This is a genomic window from Yoonia sp. R2-816, from assembly GCF_046762905.1.
Taxonomy (GTDB): Bacteria; Pseudomonadota; Alphaproteobacteria; order Rhodobacterales; family Rhodobacteraceae; genus Yoonia.
Genome location: NZ_JBKQXN010000185.1, coordinates 268,109 through 289,170, shown reverse-complemented (window position 1 = coordinate 289,170; position 21,062 = coordinate 268,109). Strand labels below are relative to the sequence as shown.

15 protein-coding genes are annotated in these 21,062 nt (G+C 59.5%); 5 read left to right on the top strand and 10 right to left on the bottom strand.

The annotated features are described in order from the left end of the window. Nucleotides 1-82 precede the first annotated feature (82 nt). Nucleotides 83-2,293 (top strand): methyl-accepting chemotaxis protein, encoded by a 2,211-nt coding sequence (locus ACFWW2_RS10845; RefSeq protein WP_393928056.1) that lies wholly within the window; start codon nt 83-85, stop codon nt 2,291-2,293. An 85-nt stretch (nt 2,294-2,378) separates the two neighbouring features. Here the strand turns inward: ACFWW2_RS10845 and ACFWW2_RS10840 are convergent, their stop codons facing one another. Next, entirely contained in the window at nt 2,379-3,278 is a 900-nt protein-coding gene (locus tag ACFWW2_RS10840; protein ID WP_393928055.1) for a LysR family transcriptional regulator, read from the bottom strand. A 104-nt stretch (nt 3,279-3,382) separates the two neighbouring features. Here ACFWW2_RS10840 and ACFWW2_RS10835 point away from each other — a divergent pair, with 104 nt between their 5' ends. From ACFWW2_RS10835 to ACFWW2_RS10825, 3 genes are all read left to right on the top strand, one after another. After that, the gene (locus tag ACFWW2_RS10835) at nt 3,383-4,918 is read left to right on the top strand and encodes a trimethylamine methyltransferase family protein (protein ID WP_393928054.1); all 1,536 of its coding nucleotides are present in this window, start codon (nt 3,383-3,385) and stop codon (nt 4,916-4,918) included. Nucleotides 4,919-4,927: 9 nt separating this feature from the next. Next, nucleotides 4,928-5,827 carry an NAD(P)-dependent oxidoreductase gene (locus ACFWW2_RS10830; protein WP_393928053.1) on the top strand — a complete coding sequence of 300 codons (900 nt, stop codon included), beginning with the start codon at nt 4,928-4,930 and terminating at the stop codon, nt 5,825-5,827. Nucleotides 5,828-5,923: 96 nt separating this feature from the next. Next, complete coding sequence (locus ACFWW2_RS10825; RefSeq protein ID WP_393928052.1) at nt 5,924-7,126, top strand: hypothetical protein; 1,203 nt, start codon at nt 5,924-5,926, stop codon at nt 7,124-7,126. A gap of 35 nt (nt 7,127-7,161) precedes the next feature. On the opposite strand, the gene urtE is transcribed toward ACFWW2_RS10825, so the two are convergent. The 6 genes from urtE to ACFWW2_RS10795 form a co-directional block, all read right to left on the bottom strand. Then, entirely contained in the window at nt 7,162-7,857 is a 696-nt protein-coding gene (gene urtE, locus ACFWW2_RS10820; RefSeq protein ID WP_393928051.1) for an urea ABC transporter ATP-binding subunit UrtE, read from the bottom strand. Beyond that, on the bottom strand, nt 7,858-8,598 hold the full coding sequence (gene urtD / locus ACFWW2_RS10815) for an urea ABC transporter ATP-binding protein UrtD (RefSeq protein ID WP_393928049.1): 741 nt from the start codon (nt 8,596-8,598) through the stop codon (nt 7,858-7,860). Next, on the bottom strand, nt 8,595-9,758 hold the full coding sequence (urtC, locus tag ACFWW2_RS10810) for an urea ABC transporter permease subunit UrtC (protein ID WP_393928047.1): 1,164 nt from the start codon (nt 9,756-9,758) through the stop codon (nt 8,595-8,597). Before urtC ends, urtD begins: the two co-directional genes overlap by 4 nt. Before the next feature lie 86 nt (nt 9,759-9,844). Further along, entirely contained in the window at nt 9,845-11,782 is a 1,938-nt protein-coding gene (urtB, locus tag ACFWW2_RS10805) for an urea ABC transporter permease subunit UrtB (protein ID WP_393928045.1), read from the bottom strand. Between the two features lie 51 nt (nt 11,783-11,833). Next, on the bottom strand, nt 11,834-13,123 hold the full coding sequence (urtA, locus tag ACFWW2_RS10800; protein ID WP_393928043.1) for an urea ABC transporter substrate-binding protein: 1,290 nt from the start codon (nt 13,121-13,123) through the stop codon (nt 11,834-11,836). A 278-nt stretch (nt 13,124-13,401) separates the two neighbouring features. After that, nucleotides 13,402-14,322, bottom strand: coding sequence for an alpha/beta fold hydrolase (locus ACFWW2_RS10795; protein ID WP_393928041.1), 921 nt, complete (start codon nt 14,320-14,322; stop codon nt 13,402-13,404). A 206-nt stretch (nt 14,323-14,528) separates the two neighbouring features. Between ACFWW2_RS10795 and ACFWW2_RS10790 the strand changes: the two genes are divergently transcribed. Continuing rightward, on the top strand, nt 14,529-18,884 hold the full coding sequence (locus tag ACFWW2_RS10790) for an ExeM/NucH family extracellular endonuclease (RefSeq protein WP_393928039.1): 4,356 nt from the start codon (nt 14,529-14,531) through the stop codon (nt 18,882-18,884). A 39-nt stretch (nt 18,885-18,923) separates the two neighbouring features. Here the strand turns inward: ACFWW2_RS10790 and ACFWW2_RS10785 are convergent, their stop codons facing one another. From ACFWW2_RS10785 to ACFWW2_RS10775, 3 genes are all read right to left on the bottom strand, one after another. After that, on the bottom strand, nt 18,924-19,706 hold the full coding sequence (locus ACFWW2_RS10785; protein WP_393928038.1) for a hypothetical protein: 783 nt from the start codon (nt 19,704-19,706) through the stop codon (nt 18,924-18,926). A 33-nt stretch (nt 19,707-19,739) separates the two neighbouring features. After that, nucleotides 19,740-20,105, bottom strand: a complete 366-nt coding sequence (locus ACFWW2_RS10780; RefSeq protein WP_393928036.1) for a hypothetical protein — start codon at nt 20,103-20,105, stop codon at nt 19,740-19,742. Between the two features lie 77 nt (nt 20,106-20,182). Continuing rightward, the gene (locus ACFWW2_RS10775) at nt 20,183-21,046 is read right to left on the bottom strand and encodes a dynamin family protein (protein ID WP_393928035.1); all 864 of its coding nucleotides are present in this window, start codon (nt 21,044-21,046) and stop codon (nt 20,183-20,185) included. Between the last annotated feature and the right edge of the window lie 16 nt (nt 21,047-21,062).

The window sequence follows — 21,062 nt, the reverse complement described above, 5'->3', positions numbered from 1 at the left end:
TATTAAGTACCGGGTTATCGTCAATCGCTTCTTAACGTCCGAGCGCTAGACGGTCCTGCACATGGCACTGCAGGAGCGTTTGATGAAATCGCCGTCTATCTCAAATCGGATCAATATTGGCTTTGCGGCCACGACCACCCTTATTGTCTTCGGCGCTATTCTGGCCTTTGTGGCGGTTAGCGCGCTGGGGGACAGCTACAAACGGTATCGGCTGACGGCAAAACAGAACATCGTCATTACTGCCTTCGTTGAGGACTTGTTCGAGGCGCGTGTCGCCTCGCTCAAATACCGTGCAAATCCAAATGACATTGCCCGGAACGAGGTCACAAGCAATATCGGAGAGATTATTCGCGATGCGGCATCCGCGCCGGAGTTCGCAAATGATCGGGAAACTGCACGCGAGATTAGCGAGATTTCCGACCTGGCTGAGGCTTACAGGACAGATTTTTTGGCAATGTCCACCAGGCTGTCTGACTCCAGACGCAATGTCACTGATCTGATAGCTGTTGGTGAAGCGGCCCAGTCGGCCTTGGCAGATCTTGGCACCTTGGCTGTGCCCAACGATGATGCGACGCTCATGGGATATCAAAGCGATGCGTTGACGCAGGTACTTCTTGGGATCGCGGAAGAGCGACAGCTGCGGGGGGCTGAAGGTCCGGACGCGCAGGACCATATGATTGCACATTTTGTTGCGGCTGATGCAGCTTTGGCCAATGCCGAAGCGCATCTGGCAGAGGGCGGGGTGATCGCGTGGGAACGGACCGCTCAACAGGCCATCGCAGAGGTGCGTAGCGCCGTGGCCGATCTGCAAGGCATCGCCGAGACACTGCACACAAACCTGGCTGAGGCGGCACGGCTGCAATCCTCTTCGCTTGATCGGATCGGGCCAGAGATGCAGAACCGGCTGGAGGTCATGGCTGAAAAAATTGTCGGAGAACAGGATACGCTTGGGCCGGAAGGGCAGGCCGTGGTTGGGCGCGTTTTGGGTGTCACGCCATTTGTTGGCGGGTTTGCCGTTCTGGCCGCGGTCTTTGCGGCGTTCATGATCGGACGTTGGATTACCCGACCCATCCGCGGCCTTGCCCAAACCACCCAAGCCCTGGCGCAGGGAAACACCGATGTTGCGATCGAGGGAACACAGGACCCGCATGAGCTGGGCGACATGGCCCGCGCGCTGGAGGTGTTTCGCGAGGCGCATATTGAGCGCACCCGGATCACGGCAGAGCGTGAAAAGAAAGCCGAGGCCGAGAAACAGGCAGTGGCCGCGTTGTCCAAAGGGCTGCAGCTTATGGCGGCCGGTCGGCTGGATGCCCGGGTCAATGAAAAATTGGGCATTGAATACGAGGAACTGCGCCAGAACTTCAACAGCGCCCTGACGCAATTGGAAGAGGCGATGGCCGGTGTGATCGCAGCCTCGCACCGTATCGAAGGCAATGCCGTCAGTATCAATGCGTCGTCTCAGGACCTGTCACGCCGCACAGAAAATCAAGCTGCGACATTGGAAGAAACGGCCGCGGCACTTGACGAGTTGACCGCGAGCGTCAAATCCTCGGCCGACCGTGTGCAACAGGTGGCCTCAACCGTGCAAACCACGCGGTCAGAGGCAAAGGACAGCGGTGCCGTCGTGAGTCAGGCGGTGAACGCCATGGGCAAGATCGAACAGTCGTCGGAACAGATTTCCCAGATCACGCAGGTGATTTCCGACATCTCGTTCCAGACCAATCTGCTGGCCCTCAATGCCGGGGTCGAGGCGGCGCGGGCAGGCGACGCCGGCAGGGGCTTTGCAGTCGTCGCGTCAGAGGTCCGTGCGCTGGCGCAACGATCATCAGAGGCTGCCAAGCAGGTGTCTGAACTGATCTCGACCAGTTCCATGCATGTCGAAGAGGGCACCAAACTGGTGAACAATGCGGGCACAGCGCTGGGCACATTTATTGAAAAGGTCGATCATATTTCGGATTTGATCGCCGAGATTGCATCGAATGCGGGCGAACAGGCCTCTGGCATCTCGGAAATCAATATTGGTGTGAACCAGCTGGATCAGGTGACCCAGCAGAATGCCGGTATGGTGGAATCTTCGCATCAGCAAGGTCAGCAACTGGTCAATGAATCCAAAGAGCTGGATCGCCTGGTCAAGGTATTCCGCTTGTCACCCGGTGTGGCGGAAAAGGCCGGTTCCATAGCACCCACAAATGTCGTGAAGATGGACCCGCCCGCAACACCGGAGTTTGTCAGACACGATCATGCGCCGCGGGCCAAGGCCGTCGGTGATCCTGACGCCTGGGAGGATTTCTGACCATGGCGGCTAGCACCTAAGATCAGCCACACCCGGTCTGGCGGAGCAGCTATAACCAGCCCCCCGGATCAGTGACCATTCCGGCTCAACCGCCTTTCTGGGGGCTGGGCCGGGTTGTAGCAGTCAGGCCGGATTGCCCGTCTGTATAATGAGCCAGCAGAATGCGCAGCAACTGCCGATAAGATGTCCGATGCCTGTTGCGCATATTGACCCCTGCAAAAACCGGCTGCGTGATCGTCGGGGCGTTGCGGACACGTCGGCAGTGCCCTGTTCCACACAGTTCTTCCGCCGAATGGCGCAAGACATATGCCGTCCCCGACAGTGATTTCAGCAGATCGACCATGGCGGCATTCTGCCCGATCGACAGCGATACATCCGTGAGCGCCGGCAGGATGGCCGCATGGGTATGGGCAAAGGCGGCGGCATAATTGGCCAAGATGTAACTCTCCGGGCGCACATCGGCCAGATTGTCCGTTTCAGTCGACACCATGACATATGCGACCTCGCCCAAGGCTTCAAAATGCAGATCGGGATGGGTTTGCGGTGAATAAAGCACCCCCACATCCTGCGCGCCCGATACCAGATCCACGCACATCTGGTGCGAATAGTCAGCCTCGAAATAAAAGACGGTGTCGGGCAGAACCCTGCGGAACCCGCCGATTAGCGCGTCCATCGCGATGGCGACAAGATCATGCTGCAGACCGATGCGCATGGTCACCCCGGCCATCCCGGTGTCACGCGTCGCGTTCAATGCCGTGACCCAGGCATGGCGCAATGCGCGGGCATGCGGTTCAAACCGCAGACCAGCTGTTGTCAGCGCAGTGCCCGACCGTGACCGTTTGAACAATGGGCGACCCACATGGCGTTCCAGCGACTTGATCCGACCAGACACAGTGGACTGGGTGACACCCATCCGGTCGGCCGTCTGGTTGAAACTATGCGTGCTGCACAGGTCCAAGAAGGTTTCGATCAATTCAATCTGCATGGCTTACTCTGTCCTGATCGGAACTTCCGATCAATATTGTACTGCTATGCGAATTGATTGAAAGCCATCATCTGCGGATACTTCCCATATCGAGGGAGGATCCATTGGCTCGGATTGACAGAAAAGGGCGGAGCGGGGGCCGCGCGGCCCGCGTCGCGCTGCGCAATGCACCGCTGGCTGAAGAGTTACGCCCGGTCAGGGCCGGCTTGCCCGGCGGCCAGTACAAGCCGCTGACAGATGCGGATGTCGCGCGTATCCACGCCGCCGCACTTGATGCACTGGAACAGATCGGGCTGTCGCAGGCCCCGCCATCGGGGATCGATGTCATGACACGTGCCGGCGCGATTCTGGGCGATGATGGCAGGCTGCGATTTCCCCGCGCCTTGGTCGAGGATATGCTGGCCAAGGCCGCGCGCAACATCACCTTGCACGGGCGCGACCCGAAACATGACCTGCATCTGACCGGATCAAACGTCCATTTCGGCACCGCCGGTGCTGCCGTCCATGTTGTCGATATCGAAACCAACACCTATCGCGACAGCACGGCGCAGGATCTGCATGATGCCGCCCGGATCACCCATGCCCTTGATAATGTGCATTTCTTTCAGCGTGCCATGGTGGCGCGGGACATCACCGACAATCTGGAGATGGACCTGAACACCATCTACGCCTGCTGCGCGGGCACGACCAAGCATATCGGCACGTCCTTCAGCGAGCCGGATCACGTGGCCCCCGGCCTCGAGCTGATCCATCGGATCGCGGGGGACGAGGCGACATGGCGGGCCCGCCCGTTCATGTCCAACTCCAACTGTTTTGTGGTCCCGCCGATGAAATTCGCCGAGGAAAGCTGCATCGCCATGGAGCACTGCATCAGGGGCGGCATGCCGGTTCTGCTGTTGTCGGCCGGGCAGGCGGGTGCCACAGCCCCGGCCCCCATCGCGCTGGCCATCGTGCAGGCGGTGGCCGAATGCCTGGCCGGGGTGGTCTACGTCAACGCACTGGCCCCCGGCCACCCGGCAGTGTTTGGCACCTGGCCCTTCGTGTCGGATTTGCGGACCGGAGCGATGTCAGGCGGGTCGGCGGAACAGGCGCTTTTGACAGCGGGCTGTGCCCAGATGCACCGGTTTTACAACCTGCCGGGGGGTGCTGCAGCGGGGATTTCCGATAGCAAGCTGCCCGATATGCAGGCAGGTTGGGAACAGGGGATCACCAATGTTCTGGCCGGGTTGTCGGGGCTGAATATGGTGTATGAATCCGTGGGCATGCATGCCTCGCTTCTGGGGTTCTGCCTGGAATCGCTGGTGCTGGGTGATGATATTCTGGGGCAGGTTTTGCGCTGTGTGCGCGGCATTGATGTGACCGAAGACAGCACCTCAATCGAAGCGATGAAGGCGGTTTGTCTGGACGGGCCGGGGCATTATCTGGGGTCGGACCAGACGCTGCAACTGATGCAGACCGAATATATCTATCCCAGCCTTGGCAACCGGATGAGCCCCAAGGAATGGGGCGAGGCGGACCGGCCCATGCTGTTGGACAAGGCGATCGAGCGCAAGAATGACATTCTGGCCAAGGCGCAGATCCAGATCGATCCGGGCCTCGATGCGGCGATCCGGGCCGATTACAACATCTACTTTCACTAGGGGCGAGTCATGCATTACGGCTATATCGGTCTTGGCAATCTGGGGGCGAATTGCGCGGCCTGCCTGCTGCGGGCAGGAATGAAGGTCACCGTCACCGATCTTGACCGTAACGCTGGCGATGTGTGCTGCGATTTGGGCGCCACCTGGGCGGACAGCCCGGCAGAGGTTGCAGCCAGCGCTGATCACATTATCACCTGCCTGCCATCCCCCGCCATATCCGAACAAGTGCTTGACGCGGTTTTGCCTGCGGCCAAGCCGAGCACACATTGGATCGAGATGTCGACGGTCAGCCGCGATGATGTGCTGCGACTGGCGGAGAAGGCCGCCAAACACGGCGTACGCATGATGGAACTGCCGGTGACCGGCGGCGTGCATCTGGCGGCGCAAGGCAAGATCACCATGCTGGCGGGCGGTGACAAGGACATGTTCGATCTGCATTTGCCTGCGCTGCAGGCGATGGGTGATCAGGTGTTTCACATGGGCCCACTGGGATCGGCATCGATCATCAAGGTGATCACCAATATGCTGGCCTTTATCCATCTGAAAGCCTGCGGCGAGGCGCTGATGCTGGCCAAACGCGGCGGGCTGGACCTTGGGCAAGCCTGGCATGCGATCAAGGCGTCGTCTGGCAATTCATTCGTGCATGAAACCGAAGGGGCGCTGGTGCTGAACGGGTCTTATGACGTGGCATTCAATATAGATCTGGCGCTGAAGGACCTTGGGTTCGCCATGGGGTTCGGCGAAGAATATGAGGTGCCGCTGGACCTCGCCGCCGCGACGCAGCAAACATATCGTGCTGCGCGTGCAGCCTATGGTGGTACGGCCCAGTCGCCGATGATTGTGAAATTGCTTGAGGATTTGCTGGAAACGGACCTGCGCGCGGAGGGGTTTCCAGACAGGCTTACCTGAAATGACGCTGCGTCAAATTGACCTAACGTCAAGTTAAACCAGCCAAAAATCGCCGCTAAGCTGACCCTTACGTCAATCAATAGGGAGGATAAGACGTTGGGATGGTTTAGCTGGATCAAAAAGGTTGTGGACCCCGTGGTGCAAGCGGTGGAGCAGGCGACCGAAGTATTGATACAAACTGTGGTTGAGCCGGTGGTGGAGACGGTGACCGCTGCTGCGTCATCGGTTTGGGAGGCCGTGACAGCAACAGCTGCAGGGATCGTGGACGCAGTGACAGAGGCGGTTGGCGGGTTGATCGACAATGTCAGCGAGGAGGCGTTCGAGGTTGCGATCAACACGGCCGACCATATCTTCGAAAACGGCTATCAGCCGAACAACCCCGATCTGTCCCGGTTTGAACCCGTGGTGCCAGAGGCCGAACAGGTCCAAAGCATGACCATCGATAGCGCCGCCTGGACCACGGACGAGACCACCGAAATCCGCGACGCCGTTGTTGTCGCCCAGATCGGCTATGCCGATTATTCCGATCTGTTTGCCGCAGGCGCGATCAATGCCGATGGCTATGTCATCAGCACAGAGGCGGTCTATGCCGAGGCTGGTTGGCTTGATGGCATCGTCAACTGGGCCAGCGAACGGTTCGAGATCATTCGCATTCTCGAAGATGCCAGTTCCAGCCTCCTTGGCGGGTTCGAGGCGAATGTGACTCTGACCCAGAATATTGTGACCGGTGATTACTTTGTCGGCATCGGCGGGACCAGTTCCTTTGGCGACATCCTGTCCGACCTGAGCCTTGTCCTGACCGAAGATACGGGTGCCAGTGAAATTGCGATCACCCAGATGATCGGCCAGTTCTTTGCCGACGATATCGAAGACGGTGCAACGGTGAACCTGTCGGGCCATTCGCTTGGCGGGGCAGAGGCCGTGCTGCAATACCGCGATGATCCGGACATGTTCGATCATGTCTATGCCATTCAGTCGGTCGGGATCGGTGGTTTTGACGGCACCTATTACGATCAGGAAATCTGGGACGGTGTGGGTGATGCCAACATCACTGAAATCACCGGCGATGATCCGGGCACCGATTTCAACGATCTGGTGACATATTGGGGCCATATTGGGGCCGGTACGACGTACCATGTGGCCGAGGTTGAAAATGCTGTGGATGACGGCAATTTCTTTGAAGACCTTGAACTGGTCGATGCGCATCTGCTGGACAATCTGTGGGCATCACTGCCCGGCGGGCAGGACCCGGTTGTGCCTGATCCGGTCATGACAAGCGACGGTTTTGATTTCGTCTGAAACCTCGCGCCGCCCGACATCAGGGCGGCGCATCACTATAAGGCCAGTTCGGCCAGCATCGCCTCTGCACTGATATCGGCCTTATCGGCGCGCCGTTTGACCGTACCACGGGTCATGACGACAAACCGATCACCCAGCCCATAGGCAAAATCGAAATTCTGTTCGACCAGCACAATCGCCATATTGCCCTGTTCGCGCAGCAGGCTGATGGTCCGCCCGATTTGCTGGATGATATTGGGTTGGATCCCTTCGGTCGGTTCGTCCAGCAGCAGCACCTTGGGCCGTGTGATCAGCGCGCGGGCGATGGCCAGTTGCTGTTGCTGCCCGCCGGACAGATCGCCGCCGCGCCGGGCCTTCATATCCAGAAGCACGGGGAAGAGCTGGAAAATTTCGGGCGGGATGCTGCGCTGATCCTTGGGCAGGCAGGCAAAAGCGGTTTCGAGGTTTTCCTGCACGCTCATCAGCGGAAAAATCTCGCGGCCTTGCGGGACGTAGGCCACACCGGCACGGGCGGCGGCGAAGGCCGATGGGTGGTGCAGCACCTGCCCGTCGACCGACAATGTGCCGCCGGAATAGGGATGCCGCCCCGATATCGCCTTGAGAAGGCTGGTCTTGCCCACGCCGTTGGTGCCCATGACTGCCGTCACGTCGCCCACATTGGCGATCAGGTCGATGCCATGCAGGATCTGGCTTTGCCCGTAATGCAGGGTCAGGTTTGCAACATTCAGCATTTAGCGCCCCAGATAGACATCGATGACGGTCTGGTTGGCGGTGACATGGTCAAGCGACCCTTCGGCCAGAACCGACCCTTCGTGCAGAACCGTCACCTTGCAATCAAGGCGGCGGACGAATTCCATATCATGTTCCACCACGACCACGGCCCGGGTTTCGGCCGCCCGTTTCAAGAGGTCGGTTGTGTGTTCGCGTTCCTGTGCGGTCATGCCTGCGGCAGGTTCATCGACCAGCAAAAGGCGCGGGTCCTGCGCCAGCAGCATTCCGATTTCCAGCCATTGCTTTTGCCCATGGCTAAGTTCGCCCGCGATGCGGGTCAGTTCCTCGGTCAGACCAACCTCTTCAGCGATTTCTTCGATCCGCCGCGCGCCCTGTTTGGTTTTCTTGTAGAACAGCACCGCAAAAGGCCCGCGCGGATTGCGCAGCGCCATGGCGAGGTTTTCGCGGACTGTCTGTGCTTCGAACACGGTGGGTTTCTGGAATTTGCGCCCGATGCCTTCGCGGGCGATCTGGCTTTCGGACATGCCGAGAAGATTGATGTTCCTGTCACCCCAGATCACTTTGCCCGCGTCCGGTTTGGTCTTGCCGGTGATGATGTCCATAAAGGTTGTCTTGCCTGCCCCGTTGGGGCCAATCACGGCGCGTAATTCCGGTTCACCGATCTGGATCGAGAGGTTGTTGATGGCCCTGAAGCCGTCAAAACTGACCGACACACCGTCGACTTCCAAAAGCGTGCTCATGACGGTTTCCTCACCAGATAGTCAAACAGACCGCCGATGCCCTTGGGAAAGAACAGGGTGACGACGACAAAGGAAAAGCCGAGCAGGACCAGCCACCAATCCGTCCACAGGATCGTGTAGAACCCAAGGTCGATGGCAGGCGCCCCGCCCCCGGTGAACCAGCTGGATAGGAGCGACACAAACGCCGCTCCGATCACGGCCCCGTAAAGCCTGCCGCGCCCGCCAATGGCGACCCAGACGGCAAGATAGATGGAGGCAATCGGAGCAATCTCGGCCGGGTTGATGATGCCGGCTTGCGGATAATAAAGCGCGCCGGCGATGCCCGCGATGATGGCGGTCAGGGTGAAGACGAAAAGTTTGTAGCTTTCCACGTGGTAGCCTAGGAACCGCACCCGCGCCTCATCATCGCGGATCGCCTTGATCACGCTGCCCATCTTGCCCGACACGACCCAGGCGAACAGCACATAGCCCAGCCCCAGCGCAAGCGCGGAGGCGTAGAAAAACGCCAGCGAGATTGTTGATTGCGGTGTGCTTTCAAAGCCGGGGATATTCTGCAGACCCGACAGCCCGTTATTGCCGCGCAGTCCGCTGTCGTTCTGGAACAGGTAGAGCGCCAGTGCCAATGTCATCGCCTGGGTGAGAATCGACAGATAGACCCCGGTCACACGGCTGCGGAACGCCAGCCAGCCAAAGACGAGGGCCAGCAAACCGGGTACTAGGACGACCATCAGAAGCTGCAAAAACAGACTGTCCGCAAAGGCCCAGAGTACCGGAAAGTCAGAACTGCCGACGACGCCGAAAATCTGATTGCCGATGGCCGCTTCGATTTCGGCGGGAGTGGGCGGGATGACCTGTGTTGAGAGGCTGTCCAACACGATCCCTTCGGTGCGCGCATACATCAGCCACATGCCGATGGCATAGCCGCCGATCCCGAAAAAGGCGAAATGCCCTAGGCTGAGGATGCCGCAATAGCCCCAGACCACATCCATCGCGATGGCGATCAGGCAGAGACAAAGCGTTTTGCCCAATGTCTTGACGAACGAGGTCGAGATCACGCTCATCCCCGCCTCAGACAGGATGGTCACGCCAATGGTGAAAAGGCCAAGGGCGAGCAGGAACCACAGGACAGACGGGTTGCGGGCGATGAAGCTGTTATGCATTTGCGCCGCCTCCGGCGCCGCCACGCTGGAGGGGCGGTGCTCCTCCAGACCTCCCCGAGGGATTTATGAACAAAAGAAGCATGAGATCAGTCCGCTGCCGCCCGGCCTTTGAGCGCGACAATGCCGCGGGGCCGGAACTGGATGAAAAGGATGATGAAGAGGATCATGTAGGTCTGGGCCGCCAGCGTGTTGGACGGGTTCAGCCATTCTATCCCCTTTTGCAGGAACCCGATCAGGGAGGCCCCCGCCAGCGTCCCCCAGACATTGCCGACCCCGCCGACGACGACGGTCATGAAGGATTGCACGATGTAATCGGCCCCCATTTCCGATGTAACCTTGGCATAAAGCCCGATGGCCACGCCAGCGATCCCCGCGATGCCGGATCCCAGCCCGAAGGTCAGCATGTTGATCCGGTCCGGGTTGATCCCCATGGAGGCTGCCATGCCGGGGTTCTGGGTCACCGCCCGCACCTCAAGCCCCAGCCGTGTCCGTTTGAGGGTGAACAGGATCAGGCCAAGGAAGATCAGCGCCAGAACAAAGATCGCGATCCGGATATAGCTGATCTGGATCACGTCGCTGAACACCAGCGCGCCGTCCAGCCATTCCGGCGAGGTGAGCGGCCGGGCCTGCGTGCCAAAGATGTTCTTGGCTAGTTGCTGTAGGGCGATGGAAATGCCGAACGTCGCCAGAAGCGTTTCCAGCGGGCGGTGATAAAGATGCCGGATCACGAGGCGCTCCATCAGCACCCCCGCCCCGAAAGTGACGGCAAAGGCAAGCGGCAGGGCGATGATGATCGAAACGGTGTAGCTAGGCACAAACAACTGCACCACATAGCCGGTATAGGCCCCCATCATGATGAATTCGCCATGGGCCATGTTGATGACCCGCATCACGCCAAAAGTGATGGCGAGGCCGATGGCGGCCAGAAAATAGATCGACGCGAGCGAGAGCGCATCAAGTGCGAGATCGGTGGTCTGGCCAATCGCCACCCGTGTTTCGACCGACGCAAGGGCGGCTTCGGCAGCGGCGGTGATATCGGCGTTATCCTCGTCATAGCTTTCGAAGAATGCGAACTTTGCCAAGGCCGCATTGCGATCAATCTCGGTCACCAAGGGCGGCACGCTGCCGGCTGCCGCGAGCATCGCATAGGCCCGTTCGCGGGCGGCATCGGTGCCCAGTTGCGCGACAGGGACGTCGCCAACACGGCCATCGACGATATTGGCCTCAAGTGCAGTGCGGATTACGCTGGGCGGCGTACGGGGGGCCGCCAGATCGTCGGCTACCAACAGGGCATAAGCCTCATCCTCGGTCATATCCTCGCCGGGGGTCAGGAGACGCGCCAGATTGATATCCTCGGGGATATCGTCGGCCAGACCGGCGCTGGTGCTCAGGATCTGGTTCAGCACCGCGCGCGCCTCGACACTGGTGTCGGTTGCCAGGCTTTCGATGGCCGCGATCCGGTCCTCGGGCGCGTCGGCAAAGCGGGCGGACAGGAAGTTGGCCAATTGTATCTTGCGGGCGCGCAGGGCGTTGTTTTCTTCGCTCTCGACCGAGGTCAGCAGCGGCTCCAATTGCGATGCGTCCGGCCTGCGGGCAATGGACTCTACCGCAGACAGACGGCGCGACAGGTCGGGATCGGATAGCTGGAACTGCACCAGTGCGGTGCCGATCACACGGCGCACACCGCCATTCGGTTTCAATTGGGTGAAACCGGCCTTGTCCGCAACGCTTTCGTCGCCCGTGTCGATATCCGTCAGTGCCAGCGCGTCGCCATCTTCATCGGCGATGAAAAACAACCCGTCATCATCGCGCTGCCAGACGGATTTATCCTGCCATTCTTCCAGAAACGGCGTGACCTGCGGCAGGCCGGAGGCCACCAGATCATCCAGCACCACCCCCACGGTCCGCCGACCGGGGTCTGCGACCTCTTCGGCGTGGGTCTGCAGGATCGTTTGCAGGTCCTGCGCCTGCGCAGCCGGGGTCAGCCCGATGAACAGGGCGAAAAGGACGAAAAGGCGATACATGGAATGTCCCGATAATGGGGTGGGGCGCAGGCGGACCTGCGCCCGGTTCGCTTAGTAGTTCGAGGTCAGCTGCACGCAGGTCTCGGTTTCGGTGTTGTACATGCCGCAACCCAGCGTCTGCCAATCGGATTTCAGCACAGCGCTTTCCGGCAGGAAGTCGGTCCAGGCGTCGCCCGGCACTTCCTCGGTCTGGCTGATGATGTCGAACTGACCATCATCCTGGATTTCACCGATCAGCACCGGCTTGGCCAGATGATGATTGGGCAGCATCACGGCGGTGCCACCGGTCAGGTTCGGGAATTCCTGGCCGTACATCGCCTCGCGGACCGCATCGACATCGGTCGTTTCCGCGGCGGTCACCGCGTTCACCCACATATTGAAGCCGATGAAATGGGCCTCCATCGGGTCATTTGTCACGCGCTCTTCACCGGCGAATTCTTTCCAGGCGGCGATGAATTCCGCATTGGCGGGGGTGTCGGCGGACTGGAAGTAGTTCCAGGCGGCCAGATGGCCCACAAGGTTGGAGGTGTCGAGACCGGAAAGCTCTTCCTCACCTACCGAGAAGGCGACGACAGGGATATCGTCGGCAGACACACCGGCGGCCGCCAGTTCCTTGTAGAAGCCGATATTGGCGTCACCATTGATGGTGGAAATCACGCCGACCTGTTTGCCATCTTCACCAAGGGCCACGACATCGGCGACGATGGTCGCCCAGTCGGAATGGCCGAAGGGGGTGTAGTTGACGAAAATGTCTTCCTCGGCGATGCCATTATCCTTGAGATATTGTTCAAGAATGTTGTTGGTCGTGCGGGGATATACATAGTCGGTGCCGAGCAGGGCGAACTTTTCGACGCCCAGTTCTTCAAGGAAATAGTCAGTCGCAGGGATCGCCTGCTGGTTCGGGGCGGCGCCAGTGTAGAACACGTTTTTAGAGCTTTCTTCGCCCTCATACTGCACCGGATAGAACAGCAGGCCATTCAGTTCCTCGATCACCGGCAGGACGGATTTGCGCGACACGGATGTCCAGTTGCCAAAGATCACGTCGACCTCATGCACGGTCAAAAGCTCGCGGGCCTTTTCGGCAAATAAGGGCCAGTCAGAGGCCGGGTCGACCACGACCGCCTCGATCTCGCAACCCAGAACGCCGCCTGCGGCGTTCTGCTGTTCGATCAGCATCAGCATGGTGTCTTTCAGCGTGGTTTCCGAAATCGCCATCGTCCCGGAGAGCGAATGCAGCACGCCCACCTTGATCGGTTCAGCACAATCCTGAGCTGCGGCCATGCCGGTGCTGGCGAGAAGGGCGGCAAGAATGGACGCACTCAGTGAATTTCTATTGGTCATTGTAACAATGTCCCCCGTTCGGCGCTGCGGTGCCCTATCCATGGGCGCGGCCAGATGATATCGGGACCCCGCAACAGTGATGTTGTAGTCGCGTGAGGGGCGGTTTCTGCCAGGAAATTCCCTCGCGCGGCGATTGATGCCCTTGCGGACGCCCAAGGGGTAGATGCCGCAGCGCGGCGAGTCCCGGCGCTGACGCTCAAAAATCAGGCGATCACCGCAAATTGCGGCAAAGATGCTGGATCAGCAGGCCGGTTGCCCGAAATTTGTGCGCTGGAAAATCAGGGCGCGGGGGCGTTGGCAAAGAATTCGCGCCAGGCCGCGATCACGTCGTCCGGGCATTCTTCGGCCAAAAAATGCCCCCCGGGCAATGCCCAGCCGGTGACATCCTCGGCCCGTTCACGCCACAAGGCCAGACAATCAAAATGCGCCTCGATCGCGCCCTCCTCGCCCCAGAGCGTCAAGAGCGGCATGGGCAGTTTGGTCGGATCAGCATCATCATGGGCAATGTCGATGCTGGCAGCGGCGCGATAATCCTCGCAAGCGCAATGGATCAGTGCGGGGTCATCAAAGCAGGTCAGATATTCATCCAGCGCCTGCTGAACGAAGGGGGCAGGTTTGGCGGCCCAGCCCATAGATTTGCTGAGCCAAAAAAACGCAGGATCCACCCCGATCAGCGTTTCGGGAAACGGATGCGGCAGGGTCAGCCAGTACCAATGCCAATACCTGTGGGCAAAGGCGCTGTCGCCATCGCGATACATTTCACGGGTGGGGGCGATGTCCAGAATGGCCAGCGCGCGCACCCGGTCGGGGTGATCAGCGGCCAGCCTGTGGGCCACCCGCGCGCCGCGATCATGGGCACCGACCAGAAACCGATCATGGCCCAGCGCATCCATCAACGCGATCACGTCACCCGCCATGGCCCGTTTGGAATTGGGGGCATGGTCAGGCGCGCTGGCCGGTTTGACCGACCGGCCATAGCCGCGCAAATCCATGCAGATCACCCGGTAGTCGCGCGCCAGATCAGCGGCCACCGCATGCCACATGGCCGAGGTCTGGGGATAGCCATGCAACAGCACCAGCGGCGGCCCCTCACCCCCGATCCGGCAGAGTATTGGGCCATCGGGGCCATCGATAAACCGTTCTTCAAACCCTTCAAAAAATGATGGCGCGACGGGGGCACTGGCGGCGGCTGGATGCATTGATATTCCTTCTCTCGAACCGGTCGCGACCAGCCTAGAACACCAGATGCAAAACCGTAATGGCGAAATTTCAGGCGCATAACCCTGCGTCACTGATAGGCGATTAGGCGCGTTCATCTTCCATTAACAGGTGCGCCGGACAAAATAATGCTGTTACAAATTCCCTACACAACAAAAATGAAGTCCAACACCGTGGGGAAACGACAATGACATTTTACCGTCCCAATTTTGTATTTGGCACGTTCGGCGACGATGTGCTGACCGGCACAGATGGCCGCGACTATGTTTTCAGCTTTTTTGGCGATGACGATATTTCGACCGGCGCAGGCAATGACGTGATCGTTGCAGGCTTTGGCAATGACACGATCAACGCCGGTGCGGGTGATGACCGCATCTATGGTGGTTTCGGTTTTGACATCGCCGCTTATGAAGGCGGGATCGCCGATTACGAGATCACGGTCGGCTATGGCTGGTTTGGCCGCACGACCGTCAAATCGACCGGCGATGTGGCCGATGCGGGCAAGGATACGCTTTTCGGGGTGGAGGCGCTTTATTTCGCGGCTGACGATTACACGTTGTTTCTCGACGGCACCAATAATGCGGTGCTGGCGGCTGACGATGTTCTGACGGTGACCGAAGATGGAGCCATCATCAATCCTTTTGCCCTTTTGGTAAATGACCAGGAATTTGACGAGGACACGCTGACAATCACCGAGGTCGACAGCGTCAGCGCGGCTGGTGTGACCGTCACATTGCGTGACGGCGCAATTGATTACCTGCCCGGCGACATCTTTGACAGCCTGGCCGAAGGCGAAACAGCAACCGATACGTTCACCTATACCGTTGATGACGGCAAAGGCGGCACCGATACCGCCACCGTGACCATCACGATCACCGGCACCAATGACGCGCCGGTGCTGACGGCCAATAACGCCACCATTGACGAAAACACGACCGCGATTGATGCAGGTATCAGCGCGACCGATGTGGACAGCGCCACGCTTAGCTACAGTATCGGCGGCATCGATGCGGGTTTCTTCAGCATCGACCCGGACACAGGCGTGCTCAGCTTCATCAACGCGCCAGATTTTGAGGCACCCGCAGATGCCGGTGCCGACAATATCTATGACGTGACCGTCACCGTGACCGACGAACAGGGCGGCAGCGCCAGCCAGGATATCACGGTCACCGTTGCCGATGTGGATGAGGTGCCGCCCGTCGTCGCCCGGATCAATGAATTCCACTATGACAACGTAGGTGGGGATCAGGGCGAATTTATCGAGATCCGCACAAATGCAGGCGATGATGCCAGCGGCCTGCTGGTTGTGCTCTACAATGGCAGCAATGGTAGTCCTTACAACACATTCGACCTGTCCGGCGCCGTACAGACGAGCGATGGCACCTATGATTACTACGTTCTAAACCTGCCTACCAATGGGCTGCAGAACGGCTCCCCTGACGGGATTGCACTGTCGAATGGTGACACGCTCGTCGAATTCCTCAGCTATGAAGGCAGCTTTGACGGCATCGGCGGGGTGGCTGATGGCGTCACCTCAACAGATATCGGCGTGTCAGAGCCAGGAACGACTCCGGTCGGTTTCTCGCTCCAGCGCAATGACGATGGCACCTGGCGCGAGGCCGAGGAAAACACCGCTGGTGCGGAAAACGTACCGGCCCCGATCGAGTTGAACGCCCGGATCAACGAATTTCACTATGACAATGACGGCGGTGATGTGGGCGAGTTCATCGAAATCCGCACCAATGCAGGGGCCGATGCAAGCGGCCTGCTGCTGGAACTGCATAACGGCAGTAACGGCGCGGTTTATCGCACGCCGAACCTGTCCGATGCTGTTCAGACGACTGACGGGACATATGATTATTATGTCTTCAACCTGCCCGCCAACGGGCTGCAGAACGGATCACCTGACGGTATCTCGCTGTCGAACGCTGGCGAACTGATCGAATTCCTCAGCTATGAAGGCGCGTTTACCGCGGTGGGTGGGGTCGCTGGCGGCACCACCTCCACCGATATCGGCGTGTCGGAACCCGGCACCACCGCCATTGGCGACAGCTTGCAGCGCAACCCCGATGGCTCCTGGTCGCCTGCCGCACCCAACACCGCGGGTGCTGCCAATGCGGCCGGGCCGACCAGCGCGCGGATCAATGAATTCCACTATGACGACGACGGTGGCGACGATGGCGAATTCATCGAAATCCGGGTCGACGCGGGCGAGGATGTCAGCGCGCTGAATATCAACCTCTATAATGGCAATGGCGGTGGCAGCTATGCCAGCTTCGCCGTCAGCAGCGGCACCCAAAGCACAGACGGCACCTATGATTACTATGTGATCGACACGCCCGGCATCCAAAACGGGCCTGATGCAATCGCCCTGTCCAACAACGGCACAGTGGTCGAATTCCTTAGCTACGAGGCCGAGGTGACGGCCACAGACGGCCCTGCCGCCGGGCAAACATCCACCGATATCGGCGTAGCCGAAGCAGGTGAACCCGAAGGGCAATCCCTGCAACTGGATGCGAACGGCAATTGGGTCGGCCCCATTGACGAAACACGCGGTGCGGCGAACGAGCCAGTGATCAACCCGGCCGAAGACCGGCTGATCAGCGAAATCCAAGGCAGTGGCGATGCGTCCACGCTGGAAGGAGATACGGTGAATGTGGAGGCCGTGGTGACCCACATCGTCTCCAACGGCTATTACCTGCAGGAAGAAGATGCCGATGCGGATGGCAATTCGGCCACATCCGAAGGCATCTTTGTCTTTACCGGCAGTGTGCCGACCGTCGATGTCGGCAATCTGATCGGGATCACGGCAGAGGTGCAGGAACGGTTCGGCCAGACCCAACTGACCAATGTCAGCGCGACCGTGGTGATTGACGCGCTGGTGGCGACACCCACCGCCGCCACCATCCTTTTGTCGCCTGCCGCCGCACCGGATTTTGAGGCGGTCGAGGGGATGCTGGTCAACGTGACCTCTGGCACGCCCGACCCGCTGACGGTGATTACCAACTTCAACTTTGACCGGTTTGGTCAATTGGTGATCAGCGCCGGTGTGCAGACCCAGGCCACGCAGCTTTTCGATGCCCAGACCGAGGCCGCCGAAATCGCCGCGCTACAAGAGGCAAATGAAAACAACAGGCTGATCCTTGACGATGGCGATGGGTCACAAAACCCTGACCAGTTCGAATTCGTGCCGGGCGGGCCGGGCGACAACGGCAATGGTTTCCTTGATGCCGGTGACAATTTCGGCGATGGGGGGTCCACCATCCGCCTGGGTGCCGAGATCAATGATGACGTGACCGGTGTCATGTCCTTTGCCTTTGGCGATTACCAACTGGTGGTCACCGAAACGCTGGATATCGATGAAACGACAAACAGCGGTGCCCGTCAGGACACGCCCGACGATGTGGGTGGCACCCTGCAGGTCGCCAGCGTCAACATGCTCAACTACTTCTCGACCATTGATGAGCCGGGAGCAGGATCGGGGCCGAACAACCTTGACCCGCGCGGGGCTGACAGCCCCGAGGAACTGGTGCGGCAGACGGAAAAATCCGTCGCGGCCATTCTGGGGACAGGGGCCGAGGTGCTGGCATTGCAGGAAATCGAAAACAACGGGTTCGGCCCGGACTCGGCCCTGCAAACGCTGGTCGATGCGCTGAATGCGGAAGGGACCGCCGCCAACTATGCCTTTGTCGATCCGTCAAACGGAACAGAGGCATTCATCGGCACCGACGCGATCCAGACCGCCATCATCTACGATGCCAACGCGGTCACGCTGGTCAGTGCGGATTTCATCCAGTTCGAAGAAACCTCTGCCGCGACGACCTTTGCACTGGCCAATGTGCTTGATACAGCGCTGGGCACGGACCGCGTTGGCGACTTTGATCGTAACCGTCCCTCCGTGGCCGCCACGTTCGAGGACAATGCGACGGGCGAAACCTTCACGATTGTGTCGTCCCATTTCAAATCCAAAGGGCCCAGCGGGCTGGATCGGCTGGCGGATGACGCCCAGGCGGCACTTGATGCTGGTACGGCGGTTGGATTCACTCAGGCGGATGTCGATGCGCTGCGGGCTGACCCCAACTTTGACCAGGGCAACGGGCAAGGGTTCTGGAACCAGGTGCGGCTGGATGCGGCCATCGAACTCGGCGATTGGATCGAAAGCGGCTATAACGGTACAGGCACGGACAACTATCTGCTGCTGGGCGATCTAAACGCCTATGCCGAGGAAGATCCGGTGCAGCATCTGGATGATGATGCCGGTCTGGTCGATCTGATTGATGAATTCATCGGTCAAGAGAACGCATATAGCTTTGTCTTTGACGGGCAGCGCGGCACGCTGGATCAGGGCCTGGCCGATGATACGCTGGCGGCGTTTGTCACCGGTGCCACCGAATGGCACATCAATGCGGACGAACCGGATCTGTTGAACTACGATACATCGTTCAAGAATCCGCTCTTCTTCAACGATGGGGTCTATGCGGCGTCCGACCACGACCCGCTGATCGTCGGGCTGGACTTCGGCGGTATCACGACAATCGCATAAAATCGAAATGGCGCGGCGACCTTTGGTTGCCGCGTCAGCTTAGGCCGTGATGGCTGACCAGGATCCGACGATTGTGGGTAGTGCGGCCTCATCATAGGAAAACACGCAAGCCTCATCATCGATCATGGCAAGAGCCGCGCCTGCGGCACCATCAAGCGCACCGTCCAGACAGACCAGCATTGGCCCCTCTGTCGCCGCCTTCAGCGCCTTGTGGCGTTTGCGGAAATCGGCAATCTGTTCGTCCCAGATCGCCTGCAAAGGGGCGTCATCGCCGACAGTCTCAACCACCTTGCCAGCTTCCAGATAAATCATGCTGCGAATGGCGTCTGTATTGGCCGCCAGAAACCGTTCCATCGGTGGAGCGGGGCGGGCATCCATATCGACGCCCCATTCCTTTGCCAGACCAGTGGCCGACAGGCCCGCATCGCCGCTGCCGCCAATCGGACGCACCGGGGTGCTGCGTACGGTGATCTGCGTGGCGGCATCGGCCAGTGTGGTCAACAGCTTGCCAGCGGATTTCAGAACGTCGGGCGCATCGCGGGTCAGGACCTGATCAATGACCGCATCCACACCGGGGGCGTCGCCCTCAACCTCGACAATGCCGCGCAGCCGACGACCGGCCGCCACCATGCTGACGGTTACATCACCCAGCCCGAACACAAGCGTGCGTTCCAGCACGGTGTCATCGACCTCGCGCAGGATCGCCACCATTGCTGGTGGGGCACCACCCTGGCTGATCACACGGGCACCGCCGAGCGCGAACACGGCATCTTCGGCAATCAGCGCGGCGAGTTTCGTGGCAAGAGCCGTCAAATCATTCACGCAAGTGGTCCTGATCCAGTTACAATTATCGCGTCACGCGCCGCTGCTGATTTTTTCCAGGCAAGGGCGGGCGTCTGACAGAAACGACGCAACATCCACGTCAGGCCTGCACACACAACATAAAACATCCGAAGGTTCATCAGGGGCGCGCAAAAAAATCCGCAACTGGTTCTTGGTCGCCACAAATGCAGCACTGCTTGGCGTGTCGCCAAATGCGGGCTTCTTTGCGGTGCCAAGGGCCAGTGCCGCCTCGGCGCATAATCGGTCCAACACCTCGCGGCGGTGATCAGCATTTGTATTCGTTACCAAAATCATCTGCGTGGACAAATCGGCAAATGCGATCGTCTCGCATCCGTCAAACTTGCCTTGCAGCGCATCTAAATCGTCCACAACCATCATTCGCGCCCAGTTTTCAGCCCATGTCTTTCGTGACTACGCCAAGATAGTCACTTGTGGAAGCCTGTAAAAGGGGGCGATCAGGAACCGGAGTTGACGTCAGTGCCGGTTGGGGCCGCGGGACGCTCGCGTTTTGGCTTATCCGCATCCAGCGGGCGCTGCACCCGGCGGGGGGCAACAGTGGGGGCTACAGGCTCTGGAATGGCGGTGCCATTGGCCACATTGTACAGCGGCGTGGCAGAGCGTGCAGCCAGCGCTGTCAACTTGCCGATGGTGTCGATGAAGTGATCGACAAAGGGGCCAGCACCGCTGCCATCCCATTTGTCGTAATCATCGCCCGCTTCCAGCGCTTGCAAAAGCGAGATCGGGAAAGTGCCGCCGAACATATCCTTGGTTTCGCGACGGACACGTTTGAACACGCGGCGCCGATCCGTATCAGTGGTCAGCTTGTCATAGCGGGTGATCAGCAGGATCGAATTCTCACGGACCGCGTCTGGAATCGTGTCCCATACGGCGGCCTCGGACTGGCGCCAGGCTTGCGTGGCATGGGTACACCAGATCACCGCATCGATTTCTGGCAGCATGCGTTCCCAGACCGTCGACTCCATATTCGGGTCGGAAATGCCGGGAAAGTCGATCAGGTCGATCAGGTCGAGAATTTCAGCTTCGATAAACAGGCGGATGAAGCGGGTTTCCTCGACGGGAATGCCCTCAAGCCGGTCCAGCGACACAGGTTCGGTGCTGCCGTCGACATCAACGCGATAAGGGGTGTCGGACCCGTGCGAAATCCAGACAGGCGACAGGCGTGTGGCGGTCACCTTTTCCGGCAATGGCCGGGACCCCAGCAACAGATTGGACAACGTGCTTTTGCCCGCACTGAATTCGCCCATAAGGGCGATGCGGGGTTTACGTGGCCCGCTAGGTGCGGGGGTCTGATCACTCATTAATCGGTTCCTTATG

Excerpts from the sequence above, each read along its gene's own strand:
- ACFWW2_RS10845 (WP_393928056.1), top strand. The coding sequence starts at position 83 with ATGAAATCGCCGTCTATCTCAAATCGGATCAATATTGGCTTTGCGGCC.
- ACFWW2_RS10840 (WP_393928055.1), bottom strand. The coding sequence starts at position 3,278 with ATGCAGATTGAATTGATCGAAACCTTCTTGGACCTGTGCAGCACGCAT.
- ACFWW2_RS10830 (WP_393928053.1), top strand. The coding sequence starts at position 4,928 with ATGCATTACGGCTATATCGGTCTTGGCAATCTGGGGGCGAATTGCGCG.
- urtE (WP_393928051.1), bottom strand. The coding sequence starts at position 7,857 with ATGCTGAATGTTGCAAACCTGACCCTGCATTACGGGCAAAGCCAGATC.
- urtD (WP_393928049.1), bottom strand. The coding sequence starts at position 8,598 with ATGAGCACGCTTTTGGAAGTCGACGGTGTGTCGGTCAGTTTTGACGGC.
- urtC (WP_393928047.1), bottom strand. The coding sequence starts at position 9,758 with ATGCATAACAGCTTCATCGCCCGCAACCCGTCTGTCCTGTGGTTCCTG.
- urtB (WP_393928045.1), bottom strand. The coding sequence starts at position 11,782 with ATGTATCGCCTTTTCGTCCTTTTCGCCCTGTTCATCGGGCTGACCCCG.
- urtA (WP_393928043.1), bottom strand. The coding sequence starts at position 13,123 with ATGACCAATAGAAATTCACTGAGTGCGTCCATTCTTGCCGCCCTTCTC.
- ACFWW2_RS10795 (WP_393928041.1), bottom strand. The coding sequence starts at position 14,322 with ATGCATCCAGCCGCCGCCAGTGCCCCCGTCGCGCCATCATTTTTTGAA.
- ACFWW2_RS10790 (WP_393928039.1), top strand. The coding sequence starts at position 14,529 with ATGACATTTTACCGTCCCAATTTTGTATTTGGCACGTTCGGCGACGAT.
- ACFWW2_RS10780 (WP_393928036.1), bottom strand. The coding sequence starts at position 20,105 with ATGATGGTTGTGGACGATTTAGATGCGCTGCAAGGCAAGTTTGACGGA.
- ACFWW2_RS10775 (WP_393928035.1), bottom strand. The coding sequence starts at position 21,046 with ATGAGTGATCAGACCCCCGCACCTAGCGGGCCACGTAAACCCCGCATC.